We start from the raw sequence: 23,427 nt of genomic DNA, 5'->3' as shown, positions 1-23,427 counted from the left end.
CAGGGGGTGTGTGCGTTCGGACAAGGGGGGAATGGATGAATCGGATTGTCTTTTTTTCATTGGTCGTCTTGACGACATTTTTGATGGGCTCGACGTTCGCTATCGGAAAATGGGGGATGGCGTATGCGTCGCCGCTACTCCTCATCGCCATCCGGTTTACGTTAGCGGGATTGATCATGGCAGTGTTGGTGAAATGGATGCGGAAACCGCATCCGGTGAAACGGGCGGACTGGGGGTGGATGGCCGCCGTTGGATTTTTTCAGACGACGTGCGCGATGGGGTTCATCTTTCTCGCACTGCGCACGGTGACAGCGGGGGAAACGGCGATTTTAACTTTTGTCAATCCGTTGCTCGTCATCGTCTTCGGAACGGTTTTCCTGAAAGTCCGTTACCGGCTGCAACAATGGATCGGCGTGCTATTCGGTTTCGTCGGAGTCTTCATCACGATGGGCGCGCACTTGGAATTCCGGGTCGGCACGATGTTCGGACTGCTGTCCGCCGTCACATGGGCAATTGCCACATTGCTTATGAAAACAAAAGGGCATCAGTATGACACATGGGTTATGAGCGCTTACCAGATGTTGTTCGGAGGGCTTTTCCTGTTCCTCGCAAGCTTCCTGCTAGAGGAGCCGTTTTTCATTGTCCAGACGAACTCAATCCTTCTTATCATCTGGCTGACGCTGGCGGCATCGATCGTGCAATTCACGGTCTGGTTTTATTTGCTCCAGAAGGGGAATCCGGAGCGGACAAGCGCATTTTTGTTTCTGGCACCATTTTTCAGCATCCTATCCGGCTGGCTCATTTTGGATGAAAAGCTGCATTGGACAATTTGGATCGGGGGAGCCGCTATTTTCCTCGGGATCTTCCTTGTCAATTGGAAGCTGGAAAACCGCGGTTGGTGGAAATTCCGGGGCATCGCAAAGAGCTTGAAAAATTGACCGATTTCTCTTGCAATGAACCTTGGTGTATTGGATAGTAGAAATAGAAGGAGTGTTGCTTTATGGTAGAATTGAAAAAAGTAGATTTGATGGAAGTCGTGCGGGAAGGAGCGACACCGCCGAATTGCGATTTGACGTTGCAAATTGAAACGACGTATGCGGAAGATGGGGTCTCCCGCGGCGTCTGGACGGTGGACGAGAAGTTCATCAACGGGAATGGCGTCTCGATGGGGGGCTATTTGGCATCCGCTGCGGACATCATGATGGCGTACGCGGTCGTCTCAAAACTGCAGCCGCACCAGACATTTGCGTCCATCGACTTACATACGACGTTCCATCGGCCGGTATTCCCGGGGCAGGTAGATGTGGAAGCACGAGTGGAACGGCTAGGCCGGACAGTCGCTTATGTCGTCGCGGAATTGTCCCAAAACGGGAAAAAGGTGGGGGATGTCGTCTCATCCGTCATGATTTTGGATAAATGAAAAACCGGATTCCATTTTGGAACCGGTTTCATCCTGCGTCTATTCCGAATCCATTTCGGAATAGATTTTTTTTGCGATCATCAGCGCATTTTGCACGCGCGGAAATCCAGTGTACGGAATAAGCTGCATGATGCATTCCACGATTTCCGTCCGTGTCAGCCCGACCGTCAAGCCCCGCTTAATATGGGTCGCAATTTGCGGCTCCGCGCCTTGCGTGACAAGAGATGCGATGGTCACGAGCTGTCGCTGTTTCTTGTCGAGCCCGGGGCGTGAGTAGATCTCCCCGTACGCGAATTCCACGATGAACCGCCGCAGATCGGGTGCAAGCCCTTTCAACGCATCCGCCGTCATCATGCGCTCCGCCTCTTCTTCATTCACATAGTGCCGGATCGTTTCCAATCCTTTGTCCAAACGGGATTCTCCCATTTCCATCCCTCCCCGATTTCATTCTACCAAAGTTTCCGGTACGCCAGGATGCTGAATTTTGGGTATAATGAAAAAGCGAATGACAAACTGCGCATCCAGAGGAGTGGGGAAGGTGTATCAAACAATGGAAGAAACACATTTGAAAGAAGTCGAAGAACATTTTACAACGAGCGAATTTTGGAAATTCATCGGACTGGAATTACTGGAATTCGGGGAAGGGCGGGTCGTGCTCGGCCTGCCATATAAGAAGGAGTTCGACAATGTGCGGGACACTGTTCACGGCGGAGTGTATATGTCCGTCCTTGATACGGTGATGGGCATGTACTGCCGGTCACTCGGTTTCAACGACGTCGCCACGATTCAGATGAATACCCAATTTCTGAAACCGGTCGTCGAAGGCAATATGACGGCAACTGCTGCGATGATCAGCCAAAGCCGGACAACCGCACTCGTGGAAGGGCGGTTGTTCGACGAAACTGGCGACCTGATCGGTTTCAGCACCGCGACATTCAAGACGGTGAAATGAAAGACCAGGTCAAAGTTTGACGGCCTGGCGCCCTAGACTGAACTCGGGCCATGAGCGGATTTCAAAGGTCGGCTGGATAGCAGTAGGATTGACACGGCCGCCTGGATTGAACCAGCAAGTGTCGATCCCGGCATTGCAGCCGCCCTGGATATCCGAGGTTAGGGAATCGCCGACCATCAACACACGCGATGGGTCGGTGACTCCGAGTTTTTGGAATGTGTACGCGAAGATTTCCGCCTGCGGTTTCTTAAAGCCCGTCTCTTCGGAAGCGATAATCGCTTCGAACGTATTTCGCAACGGGGACCCTGCCACTCGCGCATGCTGTGCCAGCGTGAAGCCGTTCGTCAACACGGCGAGCCGATACCCCGACAGCCCCGCTAGCATCTCCTCCACACCCTCAATCAGATGCGACTCTTTCCCCAAATTCTCGATGTACAACTCCCCGAACTGTTCCGCGTCCAGCTGTAATTCATGCTGCGTGAACAACCGCCGAAACCGCTCGATTTTCAACTCTTCCAACGTAATCCGGCTCTGCTCCAAATCATCCCAAATCACCGAACTGATTGCCCGGTAACTCGCCCGATACTCCTCCAGCCCATTCGGTAAGCCAAAAAACTGAAAGGTATTATGTAACGCATGTTTCTCCGTCTCCGCAAAGTCAAACAACGTATCATCCAGGTCAAATAAAATCAAATCATACGGCATGTGAAAAACTCCCTTTTTTGAACAACTGAGATTAGTATAACACGGAAAACCCAATGGACAGGGGAGACGTGTCTTGAAATGGTAGTTTCCAAGGGGAGGGGGTAAGGGCGAACGCGAGGTAACGTGGGAGTGCAAGCAAACTCTTCGCGAGCGCAATCAAACCGGGGCTGAGTGCAAGGATCTTGCCGTTGAACGGAAGCAACTCTGCCGCAAGTGCAAGGAAAAAACGGAGGGCAAGCAAATTCCTCACGAGTGCGATCAAACCGGGGTTGAGTGCAAGGAATCCCCCGTTGAACGCAAGTAACCCCGCCGCTGGTGCAAGTAGGTCGGGATGCAAGTATATTCCTCGCGAGTGCAATCAAACCAGGATTGAGTGCAAGGAATTTTCCGTTGAACGCAAGCAATCCCGCCACAATCTCCACCCCTTAAAGCACAAGCAAACCCCCTTCTCCGGCAAAAGAAGGGGGAGTGATTTATCCTATTGATTCGGAACGTTCACAGAAATGCCACCTGCCAGCTTATTGCCATAGATGTCTGTGATTGTATTATTGTTCGTGACGTTCACCGCAATGTTGGCGGATCGGAATTCTTCCGGCGTCACGAGTGCGCCGCTACCGTCTTTCTTGATGACGACTGTCTTAGTCGGTCCCGATGCGGACGCTACGGTGCCTTCGACGATCCGATTGTTCACCAATAATTCAAGACCTGAGATGGTATTGGATTCTTGAATCGTTTCGCTGAATGTCAAGACAATGGCCTCGTCTCCTTCGAACGAAGCGGACTCAAGGGTTAACGGCTTATTTTTCACAAATTCAATGTTCTTGCTATAGGCCGGCAGAGCGATTCCATTTTTGCTCTGTACGTCCGAGCTAATCCTCAATGTACGATACCCTACAGTTGGAATGCTGTCAGGACGCAACGTAAGTTCCACGGTTTGATCATTATTACTGAAGATGGCGCTTGAGAAGATTCTCTCTCCATCAACTGTATAATTATTGACGTTCAAAGCCGATTGCCCCATCGGTCGATCGTATTTGACTGTCACTTTATTATTTGTAATGACTGGATCGCCATCAACTTGCGGTGCCGTTGTATCGGTTTGTGCAGACAATGTGAAGTTGACCGGCAGATTATTCGGCAAGGCAGGATCGAATATCTCTTTCGGCAGGGAAAGCGTATAGGTTCCCATCTCCTGATTGTTTACTTTCAAGCGGACTACATTGTTGTTTACTGTTACATTGCTGCCCGCGATCGTGACATTCTTGCGGACATTATCAGGGGTTACTACAGTACCGGTAATTTGAGGTATCGTATTTACCGCTGTCATATCCCGGTTAAACGTCAATTCCACAAAGGTGTCATCGCCTTCCCGGACGACTTCCGTTCGCTCGATGGCAGGAACGATATCGCTGAAGGTGACGTTTCGCTGTACAGATTCTCCGGCGTTGCCGACGAGGTCTTTGTAGTTCGAAACCGTGACAGCTCGTACGCCGCCGCTTGTTACCGGATCAATCGTCACGGTCACCGTATTCGTTGCCGCATCCCATGTCTGTTTCGAATTTGCCAGCTGCTCCACACCGGAGACGTCTAAATATTTGTCCGTCGCAATTGTCTGCAATGGCTCACTGAACCGCACTTTCAATGTATTCAAACCTGTCGCTTGCATCGAAACGATTTCCGGTTTCGTCGTATCCGTGACGGTCGAGTGGACGGTCACTTCCGTCGGGTTTGGGTTGATGATGTTGCCGCTCCAATCGGCTGCTCCGGTGAGGACGACGCGGTAGTCGCGGTTCGCCTGCAAGCCGGTGAGGCGGATGCCGGTCTTATCCGTTGTCTGAGTTGCAGTCACGTTTGAAACTTCCGTATTCCCTTGGTAGACCTTCACATTACCCAATGTGCTTAATTCCTCCGAGAAGTTCAGCAATGCTACGCCCGCTTGCGGGTACGTGACATTTTGGAACGTCGGCCGCGCAGTGTCACTGAAGGAGAGAGTCTGTGTAAAGAGCGCCGTGCTTACATCCTTATCCGCTTTCGTCGGAACCGCGCGGACAGTGATGCTGTACTCCGAATTGTTCGGCAAAGCGTTATTCAGCGTCAGGACGATTGTTTTGTTATCAGGCTGCAACTCGATCGCTTCCACTTTCGTTTGGTCTGGTAAGCCGACGAACCCGTACGTAGTCGCCTTCTCGGCAATTTCCTTATCGACTTCTCGATTGAACTGGACCTGAATTTTCTTTGCATTGAGGGCAGTCACTTTGTCGACAGCCGGTGTCGCCGGTGCTTTGACCATGACGGTGATGACCAATTGCTCCGCATTGTTGCCCGCCTTGTCTTCAGCGCTGTACGTAATTTTATAAGTTCCTGGAATGTTAGTATCAATGCCGGTCAGACGTTCGCCGTCCTCGTTCGTGATGACCGTCTCAACCTTCACTTCTTCATCTTCATTATCCGTCGCCGTCACGGTCGGGATGGTGAACGCAGCGCCTTGTGCCAGTTCAATATTCTTTTCCCCCGTATAATTCAACTTCGGTGCTTCCTTGTCCAAGTTTTGATCGGGTGCTTCCAAATTGGACGCCTTGAATAGGAAGGAGGCGAATTGGCCGCGGGTCGTCGAGTTTTTCGGCATGAATTCGGAGACCCCGGTAATATTGAAATAATCGAGCACATCGATGGATGGGCGCGCTTCCGCCTTTGCTTTCGCCATGTCCGTCACATCACGGTTGAACGTTTGATCCCCCACATAGGCGACCAGATCGGTTTTATGGATGGCATCATAAGCACGCACGAGGACGATCGCCATGTTTTCGCGCGTGATCGGTTTACTTGGTCCCAATGAACCATCTTCATAGCCGCCGAATACGCGGTTATCCTTGACGAGCGCCGAATACTTCAATAGTTCGTCATTTGTTTTTGTCGTCAAGTCGGTGAAACGGGGATTCGTCTTATAGTCGGACGGCACCTCGTACCCTAAGGAAACGAGCCATTTCCCCATCATCTTGACAACATCGGAACGCGTCAACGTGCGGTTCGGTTGGAACGTGCCATCCGGATAGCCGCCAATGATGCCGGCCTCGACGAGCGCATTGATCGCTTGCTCATGCGTATTGCCGACCGTATCGGAAAAACTGGCCGCGCTGGCAATTGGCGCGACCGCCGTCGCCGCCAATGCCGCTGTTGCGACGCCCACCATGAATGTTCGAGATGTTTTCGATTGATTTGCCATATACTTGATGTCCTCCTCTAAGTATAGTAGAAGTATGAAAGATAAGAGCAATCGCCCTACCTATATCTATACCCATAGGATAAGCTAGTAATCTTCGAATATTGAAAATAGGTCGAAATTAGGAAGCAACCCACCATGAATTGCAACCTATTGTTCGCGTTTCGCGTCCCGCTTCAAATAGGAATGAATGAAAGAGTGATAGAAGTGAAAAACATTTATGGGTATCTGATAATCGCTTTTCCGTTGCTGCTAATCGGGGCATGGCTGATGACGGGCATGGACGGAAAAGATTATCAGATGAGATTGGAGAACATCGTAGGTCATTCGCTCTATAACTATTGGAATCTTTCAGAAGAGATCATTCAACAGAAGGAATTGAAAGGGGAAGCGCTGACGGATGCGATCGGACATCTCAACGATATGGTAATCCATGCAAACGTCATTGACAATGCGACGAGTCAGGAAATCTTGGAGCCGATCGCTCATCAACTCATCGCCATTATATCGGGGTTGAAAGAGAAACACGGGCAAACCGGGGAATTCACGAAGGAAGATAAACACCTCTATCAACAGGTAATCGCTGATATGGAAGCGATGCAGGAGATAATGCTAAAAATATTTTACAAGCCGAATTCCAAAAAAGGCGGGGAAGTGCTGATCGAAGTAAAGGACGTCAGCGAATTATCGACCATCCACGACCGATTGGTTGAAAGTAGCGCCATGCTCGCAAAATAACTTGCGCAGGGTCCCGTAACAAGCGGGGCCCTGGTTTGATGGAATAGGTCTACTTTAACGCACTCGAATGCCGACAATGCGAATCCTTTGATAATCCGCAATCCATACGCCATCTATATATAACTTTTCTTTTAAGTGTTGCACGACAGCGTCCAGGATTTTTTCCTTTTCGACTTCCGAAATCCCTTCAAAAAAACTGCTCCCGAACATTTCGATCCAGTTTTTCATCCCCGAAATGCCCTCCAATGGAGTAGGACGTTCAAAATGCTGCGCCAGTTCCACTTGAAACCCAACGTCTTCCATGAGCGCCGTGTACTCGGCGATGCTTGGGAAATACCATGGAAATCGTTTTGCATGATCTTCATATCCAGCTGCTTTCAACTGGCGTTGGATTTCATCTGTAATAGTTTGGACGTTGCCTTTCGCTCCAAATTCCGCCACAAACCTGCCTTTCAGTTGCAAACTCTCTTGTATACTTTGCAAGGCTTCCTTTGGTGTCCGGATCCAATGCAGAACCGCATTCGAAAATACGGCATCAAATTCTTCCGTAAATCCAAGATTGGTAGCATCCCGGACTTCGAAGGGAATGGCCGGGTACTTCTTTTTCGCTTGAGTTACCATGTTTTCGGATTTATCCACTCCAATTACATCTACCCCCAAACCGTGTAACCGATTGGCCAAATCGCCCGTTCCGCATCCAAGGTCCAGTATTTTCTCGCCTTGCCGTGGCGCCAAAACTTCAATCAAATCGGTGCCGTAATTCGAGATGAAACGATGTTTTCCGTCATATAAATGAGCATTCCATGAATCGTGAGTTTTTGTCATTTCCTTCTCTCCCTTTCTGTTTCCACAAATTGAATTATACTGGAATCGTGTAATAATGAATATTAACTAAAAAAGCATTTATTAATAACGATTTGTTATAAAAGGAGAGTTATAAATGGAAATGAAATGGTTGAAAACCTTTTGTGTCGCAGCCAAATATGAAAACTTCCGACAAGCATCGGAAGAACTGTTTCTCACACAGCCCGCCATCACAAAACATATTCAGCGATTGGAAGTCCATCTGAATCAACCTCTATTTGAGAGGATCGGAAAAAGCGTTGTCCTGACAGCGGCCGGCCACCGTTTTCTACCGATTGCCACGAATATCGTGACCACCTATGAACAAGGAATAGAAGACTTTGAAGCATGGAAGCAGGGGTATAAGCGTAAATTAATGATTGCCACTGCACCTCAAATCGCCTCATCCGTCCTTCCGCCCATCATGCGGAGGTTCATGGATGAAAATCCTGATATCGAGTTGATCATCAATGTGCTGAACTCCTACGAAATCGGGGAAGAAATTAGTGTAGGCCGGGCGGATCTTGGTTTGACAAGAATCCGCCCGGTGCAATCCAATATCGATTGCCGGATTGTGCATGAGGAACCTGTCCTATTGGTGGCTCCACCCGATGAACGAAACGGAACGCCGGTTGATGAAGAAACAGTGTTGGCAACCTACCGAGTCATCACCCATAACCATCCGGACTATTGGGACCGGCTCTTACCGGAAATCAAACGACATTATCCAAACGTCCGGACGATGAAAGTCAACCAAATAGAGATCACCAAGCGATTCATTGAACAAGGGCTCGGCATTTCCTATGTACCGTATACGATGGTCAAAGAAGAAGTAAGGACGAATCGGCTGACCGAAATCAAACCGAATAAAATTATCCCGCCCCATTCCACGACATATGTGCTGACAAAAGTGATGACTGAAGAAGCAGACGCATTCCTCGTTTTCTTGGAAGAGGAAATCAAAAAAGCAGGAAGGACCCCGGCCCAGCCGTAACTCGGATAGGCGGGGTCCCCATGCTTCACTTCTGCTCCAATCCAAGCATATCCGTCATCGGGCAATAGCGCGTCATCCCTTCCGCGACTTTCATCGCGCCGACCATGGACCAAATTAATTGCTGGCCGGATGGCTTTTCCCAAGACATCTTAGCGGTGGACCAGGCGAGCAACGTCAGGCCGCCCGTAATGCGGATCAATGCATTGACCGTTCCGATATTTTGCTTCATGATGAGAAACTCCTTTCAGGTCTTTCTTTTCAGAATTCCCAGTAAGATGAACGATAAACAAAATTCCGGACAGGTCGCATTTCTGCGTCCCTGTCCGGAATACTAACCGCGATTACCGTTCAAACACTTGATGAAGCACTTTAGTCGGCTCAACATTGATCAAATTCTTATAAAGGCAGCTTTGCGGTTTGTCCCGCAACACTTTCGAAAAGGAATTGGCCCATTCCGCTTCGCCGGCGATATGGACTTCCTTCCAGCCACGGTCTTTTTTCAACTTCTCGACGACGGGTCCCATTTCTTTGAAGAACCGCTCCAAGTTCTGTTTTAGCCGCTGATCGAGATCATCGACGTGGCTGCCGCCGGTTCCGCGGTTTCCTGAAGGGTTTAGTCCTTTTTGTTCCCGCCACACTTGCAAGCCGGAGTCAAATTCATACGTTTTTTCATCATGAATGAAGCCCATTGCTGTATCCAAAATGCGGACTTCTCCGAAGCTTGGCAAGACGATGCCCGCTTCTGGATACGCTTTCAACATGTATTCCAATTGTTCGGTCTCAGGGTGTGTTTCCCAGTAGAAATTCGTTTTTACCGGCACTTGGACATAATGGACCGACCATAACTCCGGATTTGATGACGCAAAAATAACGACCCCTTTATGCAAGTCGTTTTGGTTGTTTTCGATCTCTTTCTCCACTTTCGCTCGCAGTTTCTTGTACGCTTTCAATTCCTCGGCGTCTTTGGAAGCCTGCAAATACTCCTGAATCCGTTTCAACCCGTTTTTTAACTGGATTTTCCAAGCCCCGTTCGCTTGTTCGGGATCCGCCGGGTTCGTATTCAAATACACACTTAACACGCATCGGTCAACACAATGGAAATCTTGTAAGGCTTGAAGTTCCTTGCTCAATGTCATATACTCTTCAACCTCCTCATCCTATACTCTCTTTTCCTTTTACCCGATTGCACTTAGGTTGAAACCTAAAACTGATGCTCGGCTATCACATCATAATCATCGACCGCCCTTTATATTCCGGTCCCTCGCAGAAAGCTACAAGAGTCCTATTTCACCCGAGCACCAGTTTGGTACACTAGTAAAGGTTTCATTACATAAGATTGGACTGGTAAAATGAAAGGCACTTCACATGTACTAATCGGGGCAATAGCGGGGGCAGGCGCAGGGCTCTATCTCGATGCCGATTCGCTGACGCTCGCCATCTGCGCTTCTGTGGGCGGGGTGGCAGGGGTGATTCCCGATTTGGATACGAACGGGTTGGCGAGCAATGCCGTGACGTTGTCGAAGAAAAAAGTGAAAACACCGCTGTTGCTCATGGGAATTGGCGTCGTTTGCTACGCGTTTTATCAATTCTTTCGGGGAACGGAATCGCTATCGCTCAAACAGCTCGGGCTTGGCATTGGAATGATGATATTATCAGCTGTCATTACCCAAAAGCGGATGCTGACATTGACGGGCGTCGGCGTCATTCTCGGAGGAGTGGCGCTCGACCGGTCATGGCTTGTTTTATTTGGGCTATTTGTCGTCCTCGCTTCCTTTACCCCGCATCGCTCCTATACACATTCCTTATTGGGCCTTGGCTTTTTCGCGCTGATCTTGCGGATGGCAGAAACGGATTTGCAGCTGGAAGGCTTGTATTTGGCCGGCATGGCAGGATATGCGAGTCATTTGATCGCCGATATGAAGCTCTTGCCGATGAATCGAAGAGGAGTTAAACTTTTTGCGCCGATTTGGAATAAAGAATTTTAATTTATCGGAATAAGGACTCCCCCGCCCATTTTTTTCATATGATGTGGTTGGGGTGATAAAAATGGCGAGAGCGAATTACCGGAATGCAGATGTGGATTTGATGGCAAGGATGATGCGGGCAGAAGCCGAAGGGGAAGGCAAGCAAGGGATGTTATATGTCGGAAATGTCATCGTGAACCGTCTCGTAGCGAATTGTTTGGACTTCCGTGATCTCCGGACGATTGAAGATGTCATTTTTCAAATCCAAGGGGGAAATTATTCGTTCGAAGCGGTTCAGAAAGGTAATACGTTCTATCAAAGAGCGAGGGAAACGGAGAGACGGCTCGCCAGGCAGACATTGGATTATTGGAGAGATCACCCGGCGAAGTATGCTCTTTGGTATTTCAACCCATACGCACCATGCCCGCCAACCTGGTACGGCCAACCGTTTACCGGGCAATTCAAAAACCATTGTTTTTATGAACCCGCGCCGGACACCTGTGAAGGAGTGTATATGGGGTAGTGTAACGGCATTGTCGACTTCTATTCTGAAGGAAAATCATGTTTGGAAACGAGAAGAACGAAGACAGCCCCCGAATGTGAGGGCAAATCAGGCATCTATGCTCAACGGAAAATCGAGATGGAAAGCGTGATCAGATAACAAGGGCAATCGGTGGTGGCCATGGCTCTTAATATATTGAAAGTGCTGGCAATCTGCAGCAGCTTTCAGAACAACAGAAAAAAGCAGGCGGAGAAAAGTGGCTCATTTTCTCCGCCTGCTTTATTTGTGCGCCCGGCATGGGCTATAACTTGGTGGTGAAAGTCCACTACAGGCTTGGCAGTAGGAACTGTTAGCTTAAGGCAAGGGTGTCCATCGTGAGGTGGAATCTGAAGGAAGCCGGCGGCAAACTCCCGAACCGACGGACAGAAACCGCATATAAGGCTGAATTGGAATGGATGAGTTTGCAAATCAAAACGAAGTCCAATACTGCCCGAGTTCCATACAGTAAATGCGGCGGTTACATGGGAGGAAGGTTATAGCTCTTACCCGGGGAGGTCTTACAGGGGTTCCCGACAAGAGGGATGGAATATTCCACAGGAACAAATCCGTCAGTGATGGCAGGTTGAACTGTAAGAAGTCAGCAGAGGCCATAGTAGTCCAACAGGATGAAGGGCCGAACAATAACAACCCTGAAATGAAATGGAGGTAAGGACAGTGCAGAGACCACAGAAAACATCGGCAGGTGGCTGGCCGCAAAGAGATAGGTTGGAAACCGAAGGGTATGCGGGAGCGTGCAGCCCTGTCTTTACGAAAATGGAACAACGGGGTGGTATCAGTTTGATTGACAAAGTGGTGGATATCAACAATCTCTTCAATGCCTGCAAGAAAGTGAAGGCAAATAAAGGGGCGCCCGGTGTTGACGGAATGACAGTAGAGGAACTCTTTGGTCACGTCGCCAAATACCGCGACCATCTGATTCGGAAACTGAAAGACGGTTCGTACGAACCATTGCCTGTCAAACGGGTGGAAATTCCGAAACCGGATGGGTCAAAACGGAAATTGGGTATCCCTTGTGTTCGTGACCGAATGGTTCAGCAAGCAATCTATCAAGTGATTGGCAAGGTAATTGACCCGTACTTCTCCGATATGAGTTTCGGATTCCGTCCAAAGAGGAACCAGCATCAAGCCATCAGGCAAACCATCGCGTACTACGAACAAGGGTACAAAATTGTGGTTGATTGTGACCTGAAAAGTTACTTCGACACCATACATCATCAGAAATTGATGGAATACCTCAAAGAGTTCATCAGCGATAAGATTGTCCTGAAACTGATTTGGAAATTCCTCAAGAGCGGCATCTTGGAAGGCGGGCTTATCAGTCCGACAGAAGAAGGTGCTCCACAGGGCGGTGTTCTTTCTCCACTTCTTAGCAATGTCTACCTGAACCAATTGGACAGGGAACTGGAGAGAAGGGGACACAAATTCGTACGATTCGCAGATGACTTTTGTATTTATGTCAAAAGTAGACGGGCTGGGGAACGTGTACTGGGGAATGTCTCCAAGTTTCTCGAAGAAGACTTGAAACTAACCGTGAATCAAAAGAAGAGTAAAGTCGGTTCTCCAGTCAAACTGAAATTCCTGGGTTTTTGTCTACATTCCACCGCTAAAGGAGTCGGATGTAGACCACACCAATCTGCCAAGAAACGGTTCAAAGCCAAACTAAAAGGCATCACGAAACGGAATCGCGCGGGTCACTTCGAACAGATTGCCAAAGAACTAAATCAAGTGACAGTGGGTTGGATCAACTACTATGGAATTGGATTGATGAAACAATTTATCCGTTCCATGGCACAATGGTTAAACCATCGATTACGTCAATTGATATGGAAGCGTTGGAAGAAGACGAAGACGAAATACAGTCAACTACGCAGGCTTGGCATCTGGCACGAGGAAGCCTGGAAAGTGGCAAATTCCCGAAAGGGATATTGGCGAGTGTCCAAAAGCGAAACGCTCCACAAGGCAATCAAAACAGAAACGCTCAAAAAGTGGGGTCTGAAAGACCTGAACCACTTATATGAGCGTCGATACTTAAGTTATTGAACCGCCGTATACGGAACCGTATGTACGGTGGTGTGAGAGGTCGGGAGTTAATCACTCCCTCCTACTCGATTAGCAACTTTTATGACAGCCTCTTTTCTTCATTTTAGACTTTTCGGAATTAGTTGACAAATACAAGAGGTTACCTATATACTTACATCGAATTCAAGCCAATTTATTATTTGGGAAGATAGTAGCTCCTTAATTTGATAAAAAAACAGAAAAAATTATTTGTAAACGCTTTCAAACTTTATTGGAATTGATTGTGATTGTGACGAATGAAAGTGTATTCCATTGGTCGAAAGTTTCGAGAAATATGGAAAGGGTGTTCTGACTATGATTTTTAATGTGTCCGGGCAATCGGATAGTCCTCAAGTTCAGCAGAAGGATCGCAGGATACACGTCGATCCTTCTGCATTCGGGATTTTAAGAAAGGAGTAGATCAAAAACATCGGAATGAAACGAACGAAAGGATTTCTTCTCCACTATGGGTGGGAAATGGGAATCAGTGATGCTGAAAGAGAATTGGCATCTCAAGCTCCACTTAATACATTACTAAAGCAAGGTCCCGTTTATCATCATCTGAACGGATATATTAATAGCATTATATACGAGGCGGATTTTGAATTAGGGCATGATCAATCCGTTAAGTCCGTCAAAGGGGAAGGGATATGGCTTGGGTCTTATGAGGCAGAAGAGCATATAAAACATCTGTCTGTTTCCGACACGCCCGTTTGTCACATGAATATTGGTTATTTAAATGGATATTTATCAACGATCTGTAACCATCCTGTTATCGCTAAGGAAGTCTCTTGTGTCGGCATGGGAGACGAGAAATGCAATTGGATCGTAAAATCAAAAGAGTATTGGGAAGAAGATATTCAGGATGAATTGCAATATTATCACCAAACGCCAATTGTAGAGGAATTGGAATATACGTATGAGCAACTATTGGAACAGCGCAATTATATAATGAAAGTATCAGATGTGCATAAAAGATTGACGGAAGATATTATAAAAGGGAAGGATCTGCAGTCCATTATAAACAGTGTTTATGAAATTTCCGAAATCCCATGTATGATTCGTGATTTGAATTTTCGGACACTTGTATATTCTGGCCTGACAAAGGAAGAAATACAAAACTTAGAAACGGATTTCAATGAATCGATACAGGGAAAGAATAATGCTGAAACTTTGTTTACGGAGACAGGAACGGAACTAACTACTTTCGAATATAACACGGTGATCAGCACAGATCTTCAAGAGCGTCTTCTGGTTCCCATTACTGTAAGCGGAAAAATCGTCGGTTACTGTACGTTTATCTATATGGAAGGCAAAAACAGCTATCAAGAGAATGATACACTCATACTGGAAAGGGTCGCTAATGCTGTGTCTTTATTTCTTTTAAATGAGAAGACAAGCTTTGAAGCATTTGAACGGATGAAAGGGAGTTTCCTGGAGCAGTTATTAAATAAACAATATGTACTGCGAAAAGAAATCCTAAGACGTGGAACCTATGTGAACATGGATCTTTCGCAGCCCTTTCATATCATCGTACTAGGATATGACAAAAGACAAGTAGATAATATGAATGATGAGTTTTTGCTGCATGAGCAAATATTAGAAACGGCACATAACTATTTCCAGGGACAACAACGTCATATTTTGATTAGCCAACGAGAGGGAAATCTCGTTTGTTTAATAAGTAACGAAAATGAAAGTGGGATTGTTGAACTCTCACATAATTTCTTAAGCTTTTTAAAAAAGTCTTTTGAAAATTGCAGTTTCAAAATCGGTATCAGTGCTAAGGGCAAAGAAATAGAGTCAGCGTCTAAACATTATGACGAAGCATTAGTTGCACAAAGGATGGCTGTGACGAAAAAAGTAGTTTCATTTCAGGATTTGGGAATTGTAGGCGTATTGATTAATTCATCTAACGTCGAAACTATTAAATCGTTAGCAAGCAATATGTTGGGTCCTTTTTATAATGGGGATAGTATTCAAGACGATAAACTTATTAAAACGCTTTATTTGTTTTTAGCCAATGGGGGAAGGTTAGAGCAGACAATGAGAGATCTTTCGTTATCAATGAGCGGATTATTATACCGGATAAATAAAATAGAATCTGCCCTTAAAAAAGATTTACGTGATCCTGATGATAGTCATCAGCTATTTCTGCTGTTAGAAGCCTTGGTCGCACTCGGACAATTAGAATTAGAGTAAAATAACAGCTTCGGAGTTAAGGGGTCTTTCCTTTAAGTTTTGAACAAACCCATCCACTTAAATTATCATTTGAGGGCTTGGACATAGGCCAAGATAAACTGAATCCGGTCAGTTCGGCCTACAGTGGCAATTTTGAGTTTTCGGGTATAATTGAAAAGGTTATTTTCGAGTTAGAAAAAGATAACTAGTATCGGTTTGTTGAAAAATGGTTTTATATAATGAGGAACCTTCTCGTAGTTCGAAGAGAAGGTTCCTCTTTTTTGTTGTCCAGCTAATACAAAAAAGCCTTTAATCCAAGAAAAGCGACATTTTTTACTAGAAACAGAGTTTTGAAAGTTAGAACTACAAAGTTTTTACTAAATGGTCCAATTATTCTATACAATTTTGATTCTAGTTACTGTCTTTTTTCAATGACATAATGTATGAAAGGCTTCATTGAAAGCGGATACATAACTGGGAGAGTGGTCCGGATTTTCCTTGGAGCTATTTAAAGACCTCAATGGAAAGGAAGGTAATTATGTCACAAATTTCAACAAAGAGAATACAAACTGGAGATTATGAAACGGTATTTCATGAGGGAGGGGAGCAAAACAAGGAGACTGTCCTATTTCTTCATGGAGGCGGTCCCGGGGCTACCGCAATGTCCAATTGGAAAAATATCTTACCTGAATTTAGCGAACGGTATCATGTGGTGGCTCCCGACCTTCGAGGCTTTGGCAGTACGGATCATCCTGAAGAGCCGCCAACTGAAATGTTGGGATGGATGCGTCAAAGAGTGGATCAGATCGCGGCCTTAATGGAGCAGCTAAATATCGAAAAAGCACATGTAGTCGGGAATTCCATGGGAGGGGCACTTGCCCTGAACTTGCTCATCAGTATTCCGGAACGATTCGACCGCGTGATTCTAATGGGCAGCGCAGGCGCATCCACGGAACCGACACCAGAGCTTTATAGAATGGCCAACTTTTATAAAGACCCAACGCCTGTTGCGCTTGAGAATTTATTTAAGTGGTTTGTGTACGATGAAGCTATCCTAGGAGACCAACTTGCAGCGATTACTGAGGAACGGTTCCAGGAAGTCATGCGTCCTGAGGTCCGAAAATCTTATGAATCGATGTTTAAAAGCCCTCCGTATATGACTATTCCTCCAGCTGCGCTCAGAAGAATGGAGCAACCGTTTTTAATTCTTCATGGGCGGGACGATCGTTTTGTCCCGTACGAAGGAAGTCTTCAGTTTTTAACACATTTACCAAACGCGCAATTGCATGTGTTTGACCGTTGTGGCCATTGGGTGCAAGTTGAACGGAAAAAAGAATTTGTAAAACTAGTCTCGGATTTCTTTGCGGAAGAACTATAAATCATTGTAGAAAAGGAGACATGTCCCATGAAGCAAAACGTAGCGGATATTGGTGTATTGCAAACCCATGAAGATCTAGTAGAGAAGGCGAAAAACTTCGTACCTACATTGCGTGCCCGGGGGAGTGAGACAGAAGAACTTCGGAGAGTTCCGGAAGATATCATGACTGCACTAAAAGAGGAGGGGCTCTTTAAAATCCTTCGCCCCCGACGATACGGCGGCCATCAAGCGAATATGCGGACGTATTTGGACTGTCTCGTTGAAATTTCCCGCGGTTGCGGATCGACTGGTTGGGTCTATTCCCTATGTAATATCCGCGAATTAATGATAGCGGAATCATTTTCAGAAAAGGCGCATGAAGAAATATATGGTCCGGGAACGGACGTCGTGTTTGCAGGTGTCTTTGAACCACGGGAAATCCAAGTCCGCCGTGTGGAGGGGGGCTACCATATTGACGAGGGGAGATGGATGTTCTGCTCGGGCAGTGTCCATGCGACATGGGGCTACTTTGGGATGCCGCTCGTCGATAAGGCGGGCGCCGTCGTAGATCATGGTTTGATCACTATGCCGTTCAAAGACATTGAAATTGGCGACGACTGGCGTACGCTTGGAATGAGAGGGACATCGAGCCATGGCGTTGTGATCAGGGATACATTCATCCCAGACCATCGTGCTGTCTCCTTATCAGAAGCCAAAAACGGGAACTTCCAATCGGCCCATTTGCGGGATGAGTCATTATATAATACGGCGCTTTTCCCGGCACTCAATCTGTCGTTAGCCGCTCCAGCGTTGGGGCTTGCCAGAGCCGCCTTGGACATTTTTATGGAAAGGCTTCCAAACCGCAGAATCAGTTATACATTTTATGATAAACAAAGCGAAGCGCCCGTGACGCATTTGCAGTTATCTGAAGCTTCATTGAAAATCGACTCGGCAGCGATGCACTTCCAGCGTGTGGCGGATGAACTCGATGCTACCGCAAAAAGCGGACAGTATATGGATCCGGACATGCGTATTAAACTCAATGGAGATATGGGAATTGCTGTGGAATATTGCAAAGAAGCGATCAATATTTTAATTGGCTCTAGTGGCGGATCGTATATTTATGATGGCAACCCGCTGCAACGAGTATTCCGTGATTTCTGGTCGATGTATGTTCATGGTGCAATTTTGCCGACTTCCCAATTGGAAACTTACGGTCGCTCCTTGTGCGGATTAGAACCTAATAAAGATTTTATTTAAATTGATATTACACTGAAACGTAATTGATATTAATGGAAAGGAAGGATACAACATGAATCCTGAAATTGCGAAATTAGGTCACGTTTCTCTCGTCACCCCTAATTTAGAGAAGTCTCTTTGGTTTTTTCATGAAGTACTTGGCCTAGAAATCACGGAACGGTCAAGTGATACTGTTTATCTGCGGGCGTATGGAGAATTTGAACATCACAGCCTCGTTTTGAAGGCTGGAGACCGAGCTTACATGGACCATATCGGATGGCGAGTGAAGCGTCCAGAGGATGTGGAGCAATTTGAGCATCTATTGAAACAGTCCGGCACAGAAGTTCAAAAAATATTGAAAGGCCATGAAGCGGGACAGGGAGATGCTATTCGATTCCAGATGCCGACAGGCCATAACTTTGAATTATATTACGACGTGCAAAAACCGCTTGCTCCGGAGGGCGAACGTTCTGTCTTGAAAAACCAAACACATAAAGCGTGGAATCGGGGTATTTCCCCACGCAGAATCGATCATGTGAACGTTTGGACTACACACGATCCAAGTGTTTCGCATAATTGGCTATCAGAGCAATTGGGCTTTAAAATGCGGGAGTATATCCGGGTGAATAACGAACAAGTACTTGCCGGATGGATGAGTGTTACTCCACTAGTCCATGATATTGCAGTCATGGGCATGCCAAACGCCGCCACACCTGCAAGGCTCCATCACGTGGCCTATTGGTTGGACAACGCGCAAGATGTGCTACGAGCATGCGATATTCTTCGGGAGAATGGAATCGTTCCGGATTCGGGTCCTGGAAAACACGGTATTAGCCAGGCGCTCTTCACTTATGTCCGGGATCCTGGAAGTGGTCACCGGGTGGAATTGTTCAGCAACAGCTATCTCATTTTCGATCCGGATTGGGAGCCGCTTGAATGGACGGAAAAGGATATGGATCTTGGATTGACATATTGGGGACCAACAGAATATGTTCCAAATCAAAACAATCATGCTATGGATCAAACAACAGAAGCGCTAAGCCAATTATCTTCTTTAGCTGCGGTTGCAAAAGATTGAGTAAATAGAAATTTCATATAGACAGTGAGTGGAATGAAACTGAGGTCTTTCATTCCACCCACTGTGTTTACTGCATCAAGCATGTTTTCTAGAAGGGAGTGATCCATATTGAAGATCCACACTTGCAACAAGTTACAATTGCCGGCTTCCATTATTGCAATAGGCGCATTTGATGGTGTGCATAAAGGACACCAACAATTAATTCTCAGTGCTCGTCTTCAAGCGGAGAAACTACAAGTCCCTTTAGTATTATACACATTCGATCCTCCACCAAAGGTTTATTTCCAGAAAGTGTAACTTTTAACCCCCTTATCTGAGAAGTTAGCTAGATTTAGCCGTTTAGGTGTGCAACATGTGATTGTTGCACCATTCGACACTCATTACGCTTCACGGGAGGTCGAAGAATTTTATGACGAACTGCAGGCGTTGAACCCAAAAGGCATTTGGGTTGGAGATGATTTTCGGTTTGGCGTTAACCGAACGGGCAATGTCGATTTATTAGGAGAACGATTTCCTGTGCATTTGCTAGAGCCGGTCCGATGTGGATCGGGGGAAATCATCTCATCGAGCCGAATACGCCAGCTTTTCAATGAAGCTGATACATTATTAGGATGGAATACAGATAGTATGAATGAGCCATCATAAATCTCGTTTTAAAAGAGGAGGCATGCAGGATGACAAGCAAAAGCATTGTAGAATTAGCAGATTATTTATGGGATGCCGAACAGACTGGACGAGGTGTACAAGCGTTGACAGAACTTCACCCAGAACTCAGCATTTTCGAAGCCTATCAGGTTCAGCTGCACAATATTGACAAGAAGCTGAAAAGCGGTCAAACCGTAACTGGAAAAAAGATTGGATTAACTTCCTTGGCTATGCAGGAACTACTAGGCGTTGACCAACCTGACTATGGGCATCTCCTGGATAGCATGGTCGTGGAGAATGGGGGCGAGGTTCCTTACTCCAAGGTCATGCAGCCAAAGGTAGAAGGAGAGATTGCCTTTGTCCTGAAGGAAGACTTGGTCGGCCCGTCTATAACAATAGAAGATGTCTGGAAGGCTACGGATTACGTTTTACCCTCCATTGAAATTGTGGATAGCCGAGTGAAGAATTGGCAGATCAAGCTGGAGGATACGATCGCAGATAATGCGTCCAGTGGTTTGTATGTGCTGGGAGGGCAGCCCGTACGTATAGCTGACGTCGATTTGAAGCAAGTCAAGATGGTATTGAAGAAAAATGGAAGCATTGTAAACACAGGCGTTGGCGCTGCGGTTCTCGGAGATCCTGCGTACGCGGTGGCCTGGTTAGCCAACAAACTGCATGAATTCGGCATTGTATTGAAGGCGGGCGAAGTCATTTTATCCGGTGCGTTGTCGGCCGCAGTCGAGGCACAGCCGCGGGACACGTTCAGCATCGAAATCGATCATTTAGGAGAAGCGAGTGTTACTTTTTCATAAAGTGAAGGCCAGGGACCATACGGCCTATATGGGCAAAGAAGAGGGGGAAGCCAAATGACAAAAGTGAAGACAGCCATACTGGGCTCAGGAAATATTGGAACGGATTTAATGTTCAAGTTATTAAGATCCGAAGTCTTGGAGCCGACGGTCATGATTGGAATTGACCCGGAATCTGATGGGTTGAGACAAGCAAAAGAGAGAGGGTTACTTACCATCGATAACTGTATTGATGGCTTTCTCGAGCAATCTGACTTGGCGGATATCGTAATTGATGCGACATCTGCAAAAGCGCATATTCATCATGCAAAAGTTTTAAAACAGATTGGAAAGCAGGTGCTTGATCTGACGCCTGCTGCCATTGGTCCGCCTGTGGTGCCGCCAGTCAATCTTCGAGAATTTTTGCATGAACCGAATATTAATATGATTACTTGCGGAGGCCAGGCAACCATTCCAATTGTGCATGCTGTTAACCGGATTGCACCGGTTACGTATGCGGAAATCGTAGCGACCATTGCAAGTCTGAGTGCAGGTCCGGGAACCCGAGCAAATATTGATGAATTTACACAAACAACCGCCCGGGCGATCGAGAAAGTGGGAGGAGCCAAGCAAGGGAAAGCGATTATTATTCTTAATCCTGCTGATCCACCGATTGTGATGCGTGATACGGTGTATATGGAAGTTGCCGAAGGAACGATGGACGAAGGGAAAATCACCCAATCCATCAAGGAGATCGTAGCGGATGTTCAATCTTATGTGCCCGGCTATCGGATGCGGACGGAACCAATCTTTGATGGAAATAAAGTGACTGTTTTCCTGGAAGTCGAAGGATCGGGAGACTACTTACCTACATATGCCGGAAATCTGGATATTATGACAGCGTCTGCCGTGAAGGTAGCTGAGGAGTTTGCAAAACATCATTTCAAAGTGGAGGCGGGGGTGCAATCATGAGTGCAAATCGAGAGGTTTACATTACGGAAGTCGCGATGCGCGACGGGAGCCATGCAATCGCCCATCAATTCACGTTAGAGCAGGTGCGAAGTTTAGCCAAAGCCTTGGATGAAGCGAATGTTCCATATATAGAAGTTTCCCATGGAGATGGCTTAGGCGGATCATCCTTGCAGTACGGCCGTTCATTGACGGATGAAATGGAATTGATCGAGGGCGCCGTTGACGTTTGTAAGCAAGCCAAGATCGCGGTTTTATTATTGCCGGGAATTGGAACGCAAGCTGAATTGAAACAGGCTGCTAAACTGGGAGCTAAAATGGTCCGGATCGCCACCCATGTTAAAGAAGCGGATGTTTCCCCACAACATTTTGCATTGGCAAAAGAACTAGGCTTGGAGACAGTGGGCTTTCTCATGATGTCCCATATGGCATCAGCTGAGGAATTGGTCAAACAGGCGAAGTTGATGGAAAGTTATGGAGCCGACACCGTATACGTTGTAGATTCAGCAGGAGCTCTTTTGCCGTTCCAGGTGAGAGAACGAATTCGCGCTTTGAAAGATCAATTACAAGTTCATGTCGGTTTTCATGCACATAACAATTTGTCCCTGGCGATGGCGAACACGTTGGTAGCTATTGAAGAAGGAGCGACTCGGATCGATGGTAGTATCCGCTGCTTGGGCGCAGGCGCAGGGAATACGCAGACGGAAGTCTTGACAGCCGTACTTGACCGGATGAATATTGAAACGGGGATCGATATTTATAAAATGATGGATATTGCTGAAGAAATCGTAGCGCCAATTTTGCCTCAGCCCCAAGAGATTACACGGGATAGTTTGGTGATGGGGTATGCAGGTGTCTACTCCAGCTTCTTGCTCCATGCCAAACGCGCATCCGAGAAATTCAATGTGGACGGTCGTGATATATTGATTGAATTAGGAAAGCGCAAGGTGGTCGGGGGCCAGGAAGATATGATTGTCGACGTAGCTGCCGAACTGGCTAGTAAGAAAAAATAACAGATTTGCTGCTAGTGGACACTTGGAAGGAGAAAGCATTTTATAGAGTGGCTACTAGCAAATCAAATGAAGAAGGAGATGACAATATGCAAAAAGAGATGGTCAACCAGACACTGTTTAGGGATGTTATGGGTAACTATCCGACAGGTGTTACGGTTGTAACGACAAAGGATGGACAAGGAACTCCTGTCGGGCTCACGGTAAATTCATTTGCTTCCGTCTCGTTAGACCCGTTACTGATCCTCTGGTCGATTGATCACGCTGTTTCTTCGCTAGATGTGTTTAAAGAAGCAGGAAAATTTGCTGTAAATATATTAGCGGGGGATCAACCAGACCTTTGCAAAACTTTTGCAAGTAAAGATACAGATCGCTTCGCAAACTGTGTTTGGAAAACGTCTGAACACGGTTTGCCGGTTATTGAGAATACGTTTGCAGTACTGCAATGCGAGACCTATAAAATGGTTGAGGCGGGGGATCACACCATTATGATCGGGAAGGTGTTGGACATTGAGAAAAAGGAAAAAGAACCGATGCTTTATCACCGCAGACAATTCGGCTCCATTCCACTTAGCTTTTATAGTTAATTGTATTAAAGTAGAGCTTGAAAAATAGAAAAGGATATTTTACTTTTTGGGATTTTAAATTTTCTATAGATGTTTATGGTTGTTATTAAATTTTTTCTTCATAACAATTCGGCTCCT

Annotated in this window: 22 protein-coding genes and 1 pseudogene; 17 read left to right on the top strand and 6 right to left on the bottom strand. The window is 46.6% G+C overall.

What is annotated here, in order from left to right; genetic code table 11:
- Positions 1-35 precede the first annotated feature (35 nt).
- Entirely contained in the window at positions 36-938 is a 903-nt protein-coding gene (locus MKY41_RS06345; protein WP_340744235.1) for a DMT family transporter, read from the top strand.
- A 62-nt stretch (positions 939-1,000) separates the two neighbouring features.
- Complete coding sequence (locus tag MKY41_RS06340) at positions 1,001-1,420, top strand: PaaI family thioesterase (protein ID WP_340744234.1); 420 nt, start codon at positions 1,001-1,003, stop codon at positions 1,418-1,420.
- 39 nt (positions 1,421-1,459) lie between these two features.
- Here the strand turns inward: MKY41_RS06340 and MKY41_RS06335 are convergent, their stop codons facing one another.
- Positions 1,460-1,846 carry a carboxymuconolactone decarboxylase family protein gene (locus MKY41_RS06335; RefSeq protein ID WP_340744233.1) on the bottom strand — a complete coding sequence of 129 codons (387 nt, stop codon included), beginning with the start codon at positions 1,844-1,846 and terminating at the stop codon, positions 1,460-1,462.
- Positions 1,847-1,970: 124 nt separating this feature from the next.
- Between MKY41_RS06335 and MKY41_RS06330 the strand changes: the two genes are divergently transcribed.
- Positions 1,971-2,372 (top strand): PaaI family thioesterase, encoded by a 402-nt coding sequence (locus MKY41_RS06330; RefSeq protein WP_340744232.1) that lies wholly within the window; start codon positions 1,971-1,973, stop codon positions 2,370-2,372.
- A 9-nt stretch (positions 2,373-2,381) separates the two neighbouring features.
- Here the strand turns inward: MKY41_RS06330 and MKY41_RS06325 are convergent, their stop codons facing one another.
- On the bottom strand, positions 2,382-3,077 hold the full coding sequence (locus MKY41_RS06325; protein WP_340744231.1) for a YjjG family noncanonical pyrimidine nucleotidase: 696 nt from the start codon (positions 3,075-3,077) through the stop codon (positions 2,382-2,384).
- A 478-nt stretch (positions 3,078-3,555) separates the two neighbouring features.
- Positions 3,556-6,300, bottom strand: a complete 2,745-nt coding sequence (locus MKY41_RS06320) for an S-layer homology domain-containing protein (RefSeq protein WP_340744230.1) — start codon at positions 6,298-6,300, stop codon at positions 3,556-3,558.
- A 204-nt stretch (positions 6,301-6,504) separates the two neighbouring features.
- On the opposite strand from MKY41_RS06320, the gene MKY41_RS06315 reads away from it, so the two are divergent.
- Positions 6,505-7,035, top strand: a complete 531-nt coding sequence (locus tag MKY41_RS06315; protein ID WP_340744229.1) for a hypothetical protein — start codon at positions 6,505-6,507, stop codon at positions 7,033-7,035.
- 54 nt (positions 7,036-7,089) lie between these two features.
- Here MKY41_RS06315 and MKY41_RS06310 read toward each other — a convergent pair whose 3' ends face one another.
- On the bottom strand, positions 7,090-7,860 hold the full coding sequence (locus tag MKY41_RS06310; RefSeq protein ID WP_340744228.1) for a class I SAM-dependent methyltransferase: 771 nt from the start codon (positions 7,858-7,860) through the stop codon (positions 7,090-7,092).
- Between the two features lie 115 nt (positions 7,861-7,975).
- Between MKY41_RS06310 and MKY41_RS06305 the strand changes: the two genes are divergently transcribed.
- Positions 7,976-8,872, top strand: a complete 897-nt coding sequence (locus MKY41_RS06305) for a LysR family transcriptional regulator (RefSeq protein ID WP_340744227.1) — start codon at positions 7,976-7,978, stop codon at positions 8,870-8,872.
- A 25-nt stretch (positions 8,873-8,897) separates the two neighbouring features.
- Here MKY41_RS06305 and MKY41_RS06300 read toward each other — a convergent pair whose 3' ends face one another.
- Complete coding sequence (locus tag MKY41_RS06300) at positions 8,898-9,101, bottom strand: YgaP family membrane protein (RefSeq protein WP_340744226.1); 204 nt, start codon at positions 9,099-9,101, stop codon at positions 8,898-8,900.
- A gap of 112 nt (positions 9,102-9,213) precedes the next feature.
- Positions 9,214-10,008, bottom strand: coding sequence for a VLRF1 family aeRF1-type release factor (locus MKY41_RS06295; protein ID WP_340744225.1), 795 nt, complete (start codon positions 10,006-10,008; stop codon positions 9,214-9,216).
- Between the two features lie 213 nt (positions 10,009-10,221).
- On the opposite strand from MKY41_RS06295, the gene MKY41_RS06290 reads away from it, so the two are divergent.
- From MKY41_RS06290 to MKY41_RS06235, 12 genes and pseudogenes are all read left to right on the top strand, one after another.
- Positions 10,222-10,857, top strand: a complete 636-nt coding sequence (locus MKY41_RS06290) for a metal-dependent hydrolase (protein ID WP_340744224.1) — start codon at positions 10,222-10,224, stop codon at positions 10,855-10,857.
- Between the two features lie 61 nt (positions 10,858-10,918).
- Positions 10,919-11,359 carry a cell wall hydrolase gene (locus tag MKY41_RS06285; RefSeq protein WP_340744223.1) on the top strand — a complete coding sequence of 147 codons (441 nt, stop codon included), beginning with the start codon at positions 10,919-10,921 and terminating at the stop codon, positions 11,357-11,359.
- A gap of 792 nt (positions 11,360-12,151) precedes the next feature.
- Positions 12,152-13,438, top strand: coding sequence for a group II intron reverse transcriptase/maturase (gene ltrA, locus MKY41_RS06280; protein WP_445683318.1), 1,287 nt, complete (start codon positions 12,152-12,154; stop codon positions 13,436-13,438).
- Positions 13,439-13,876: 438 nt separating this feature from the next.
- Positions 13,877-15,658, top strand: a complete 1,782-nt coding sequence (locus tag MKY41_RS06275) for a V4R domain-containing protein (protein WP_340745647.1) — start codon at positions 13,877-13,879, stop codon at positions 15,656-15,658.
- Between the two features lie 517 nt (positions 15,659-16,175).
- Positions 16,176-17,015: an alpha/beta fold hydrolase gene (locus MKY41_RS06270; protein ID WP_340744222.1), complete on the top strand. Its 840-nt coding sequence runs from the start codon at positions 16,176-16,178 to the stop codon at positions 17,013-17,015.
- 27 nt (positions 17,016-17,042) lie between these two features.
- Entirely contained in the window at positions 17,043-18,254 is a 1,212-nt protein-coding gene (locus MKY41_RS06265) for an acyl-CoA dehydrogenase family protein (protein ID WP_340744221.1), read from the top strand.
- Between the two features lie 52 nt (positions 18,255-18,306).
- On the top strand, positions 18,307-19,311 hold the full coding sequence (locus tag MKY41_RS06260; RefSeq protein WP_340744220.1) for a VOC family protein: 1,005 nt from the start codon (positions 18,307-18,309) through the stop codon (positions 19,309-19,311).
- A gap of 108 nt (positions 19,312-19,419) precedes the next feature.
- Positions 19,420-19,956: pseudogene (locus MKY41_RS06255) on the top strand (FAD synthetase).
- Positions 19,957-19,985: 29 nt separating this feature from the next.
- Complete coding sequence (locus tag MKY41_RS06250; RefSeq protein WP_340744219.1) at positions 19,986-20,768, top strand: 2-keto-4-pentenoate hydratase; 783 nt, start codon at positions 19,986-19,988, stop codon at positions 20,766-20,768.
- A gap of 54 nt (positions 20,769-20,822) precedes the next feature.
- Complete coding sequence (locus MKY41_RS06245) at positions 20,823-21,716, top strand: acetaldehyde dehydrogenase (acetylating) (RefSeq protein WP_340744218.1); 894 nt, start codon at positions 20,823-20,825, stop codon at positions 21,714-21,716.
- On the top strand, positions 21,713-22,726 hold the full coding sequence (dmpG, locus tag MKY41_RS06240; RefSeq protein WP_340744217.1) for a 4-hydroxy-2-oxovalerate aldolase: 1,014 nt from the start codon (positions 21,713-21,715) through the stop codon (positions 22,724-22,726). Before MKY41_RS06245 ends, dmpG begins: the two co-directional genes overlap by 4 nt.
- An 86-nt stretch (positions 22,727-22,812) precedes the next feature.
- The gene (locus MKY41_RS06235; RefSeq protein ID WP_340744216.1) at positions 22,813-23,310 is read left to right on the top strand and encodes a flavin reductase family protein; all 498 of its coding nucleotides are present in this window, start codon (positions 22,813-22,815) and stop codon (positions 23,308-23,310) included.
- The last annotated feature ends 117 nt before the right edge of the window (positions 23,311-23,427 follow it).

Origin of the sequence: Sporosarcina sp. FSL W7-1349, assembly GCF_038003045.1 — a bacterium.
In the GTDB taxonomy this organism is placed as follows: Bacteria; Bacillota; Bacilli; order Bacillales_A; family Planococcaceae; genus Sporosarcina.
The sequence above is the reverse complement of the archived record's forward strand: the minus strand, read 5'-3'. Positions and strand labels throughout refer to the sequence as shown.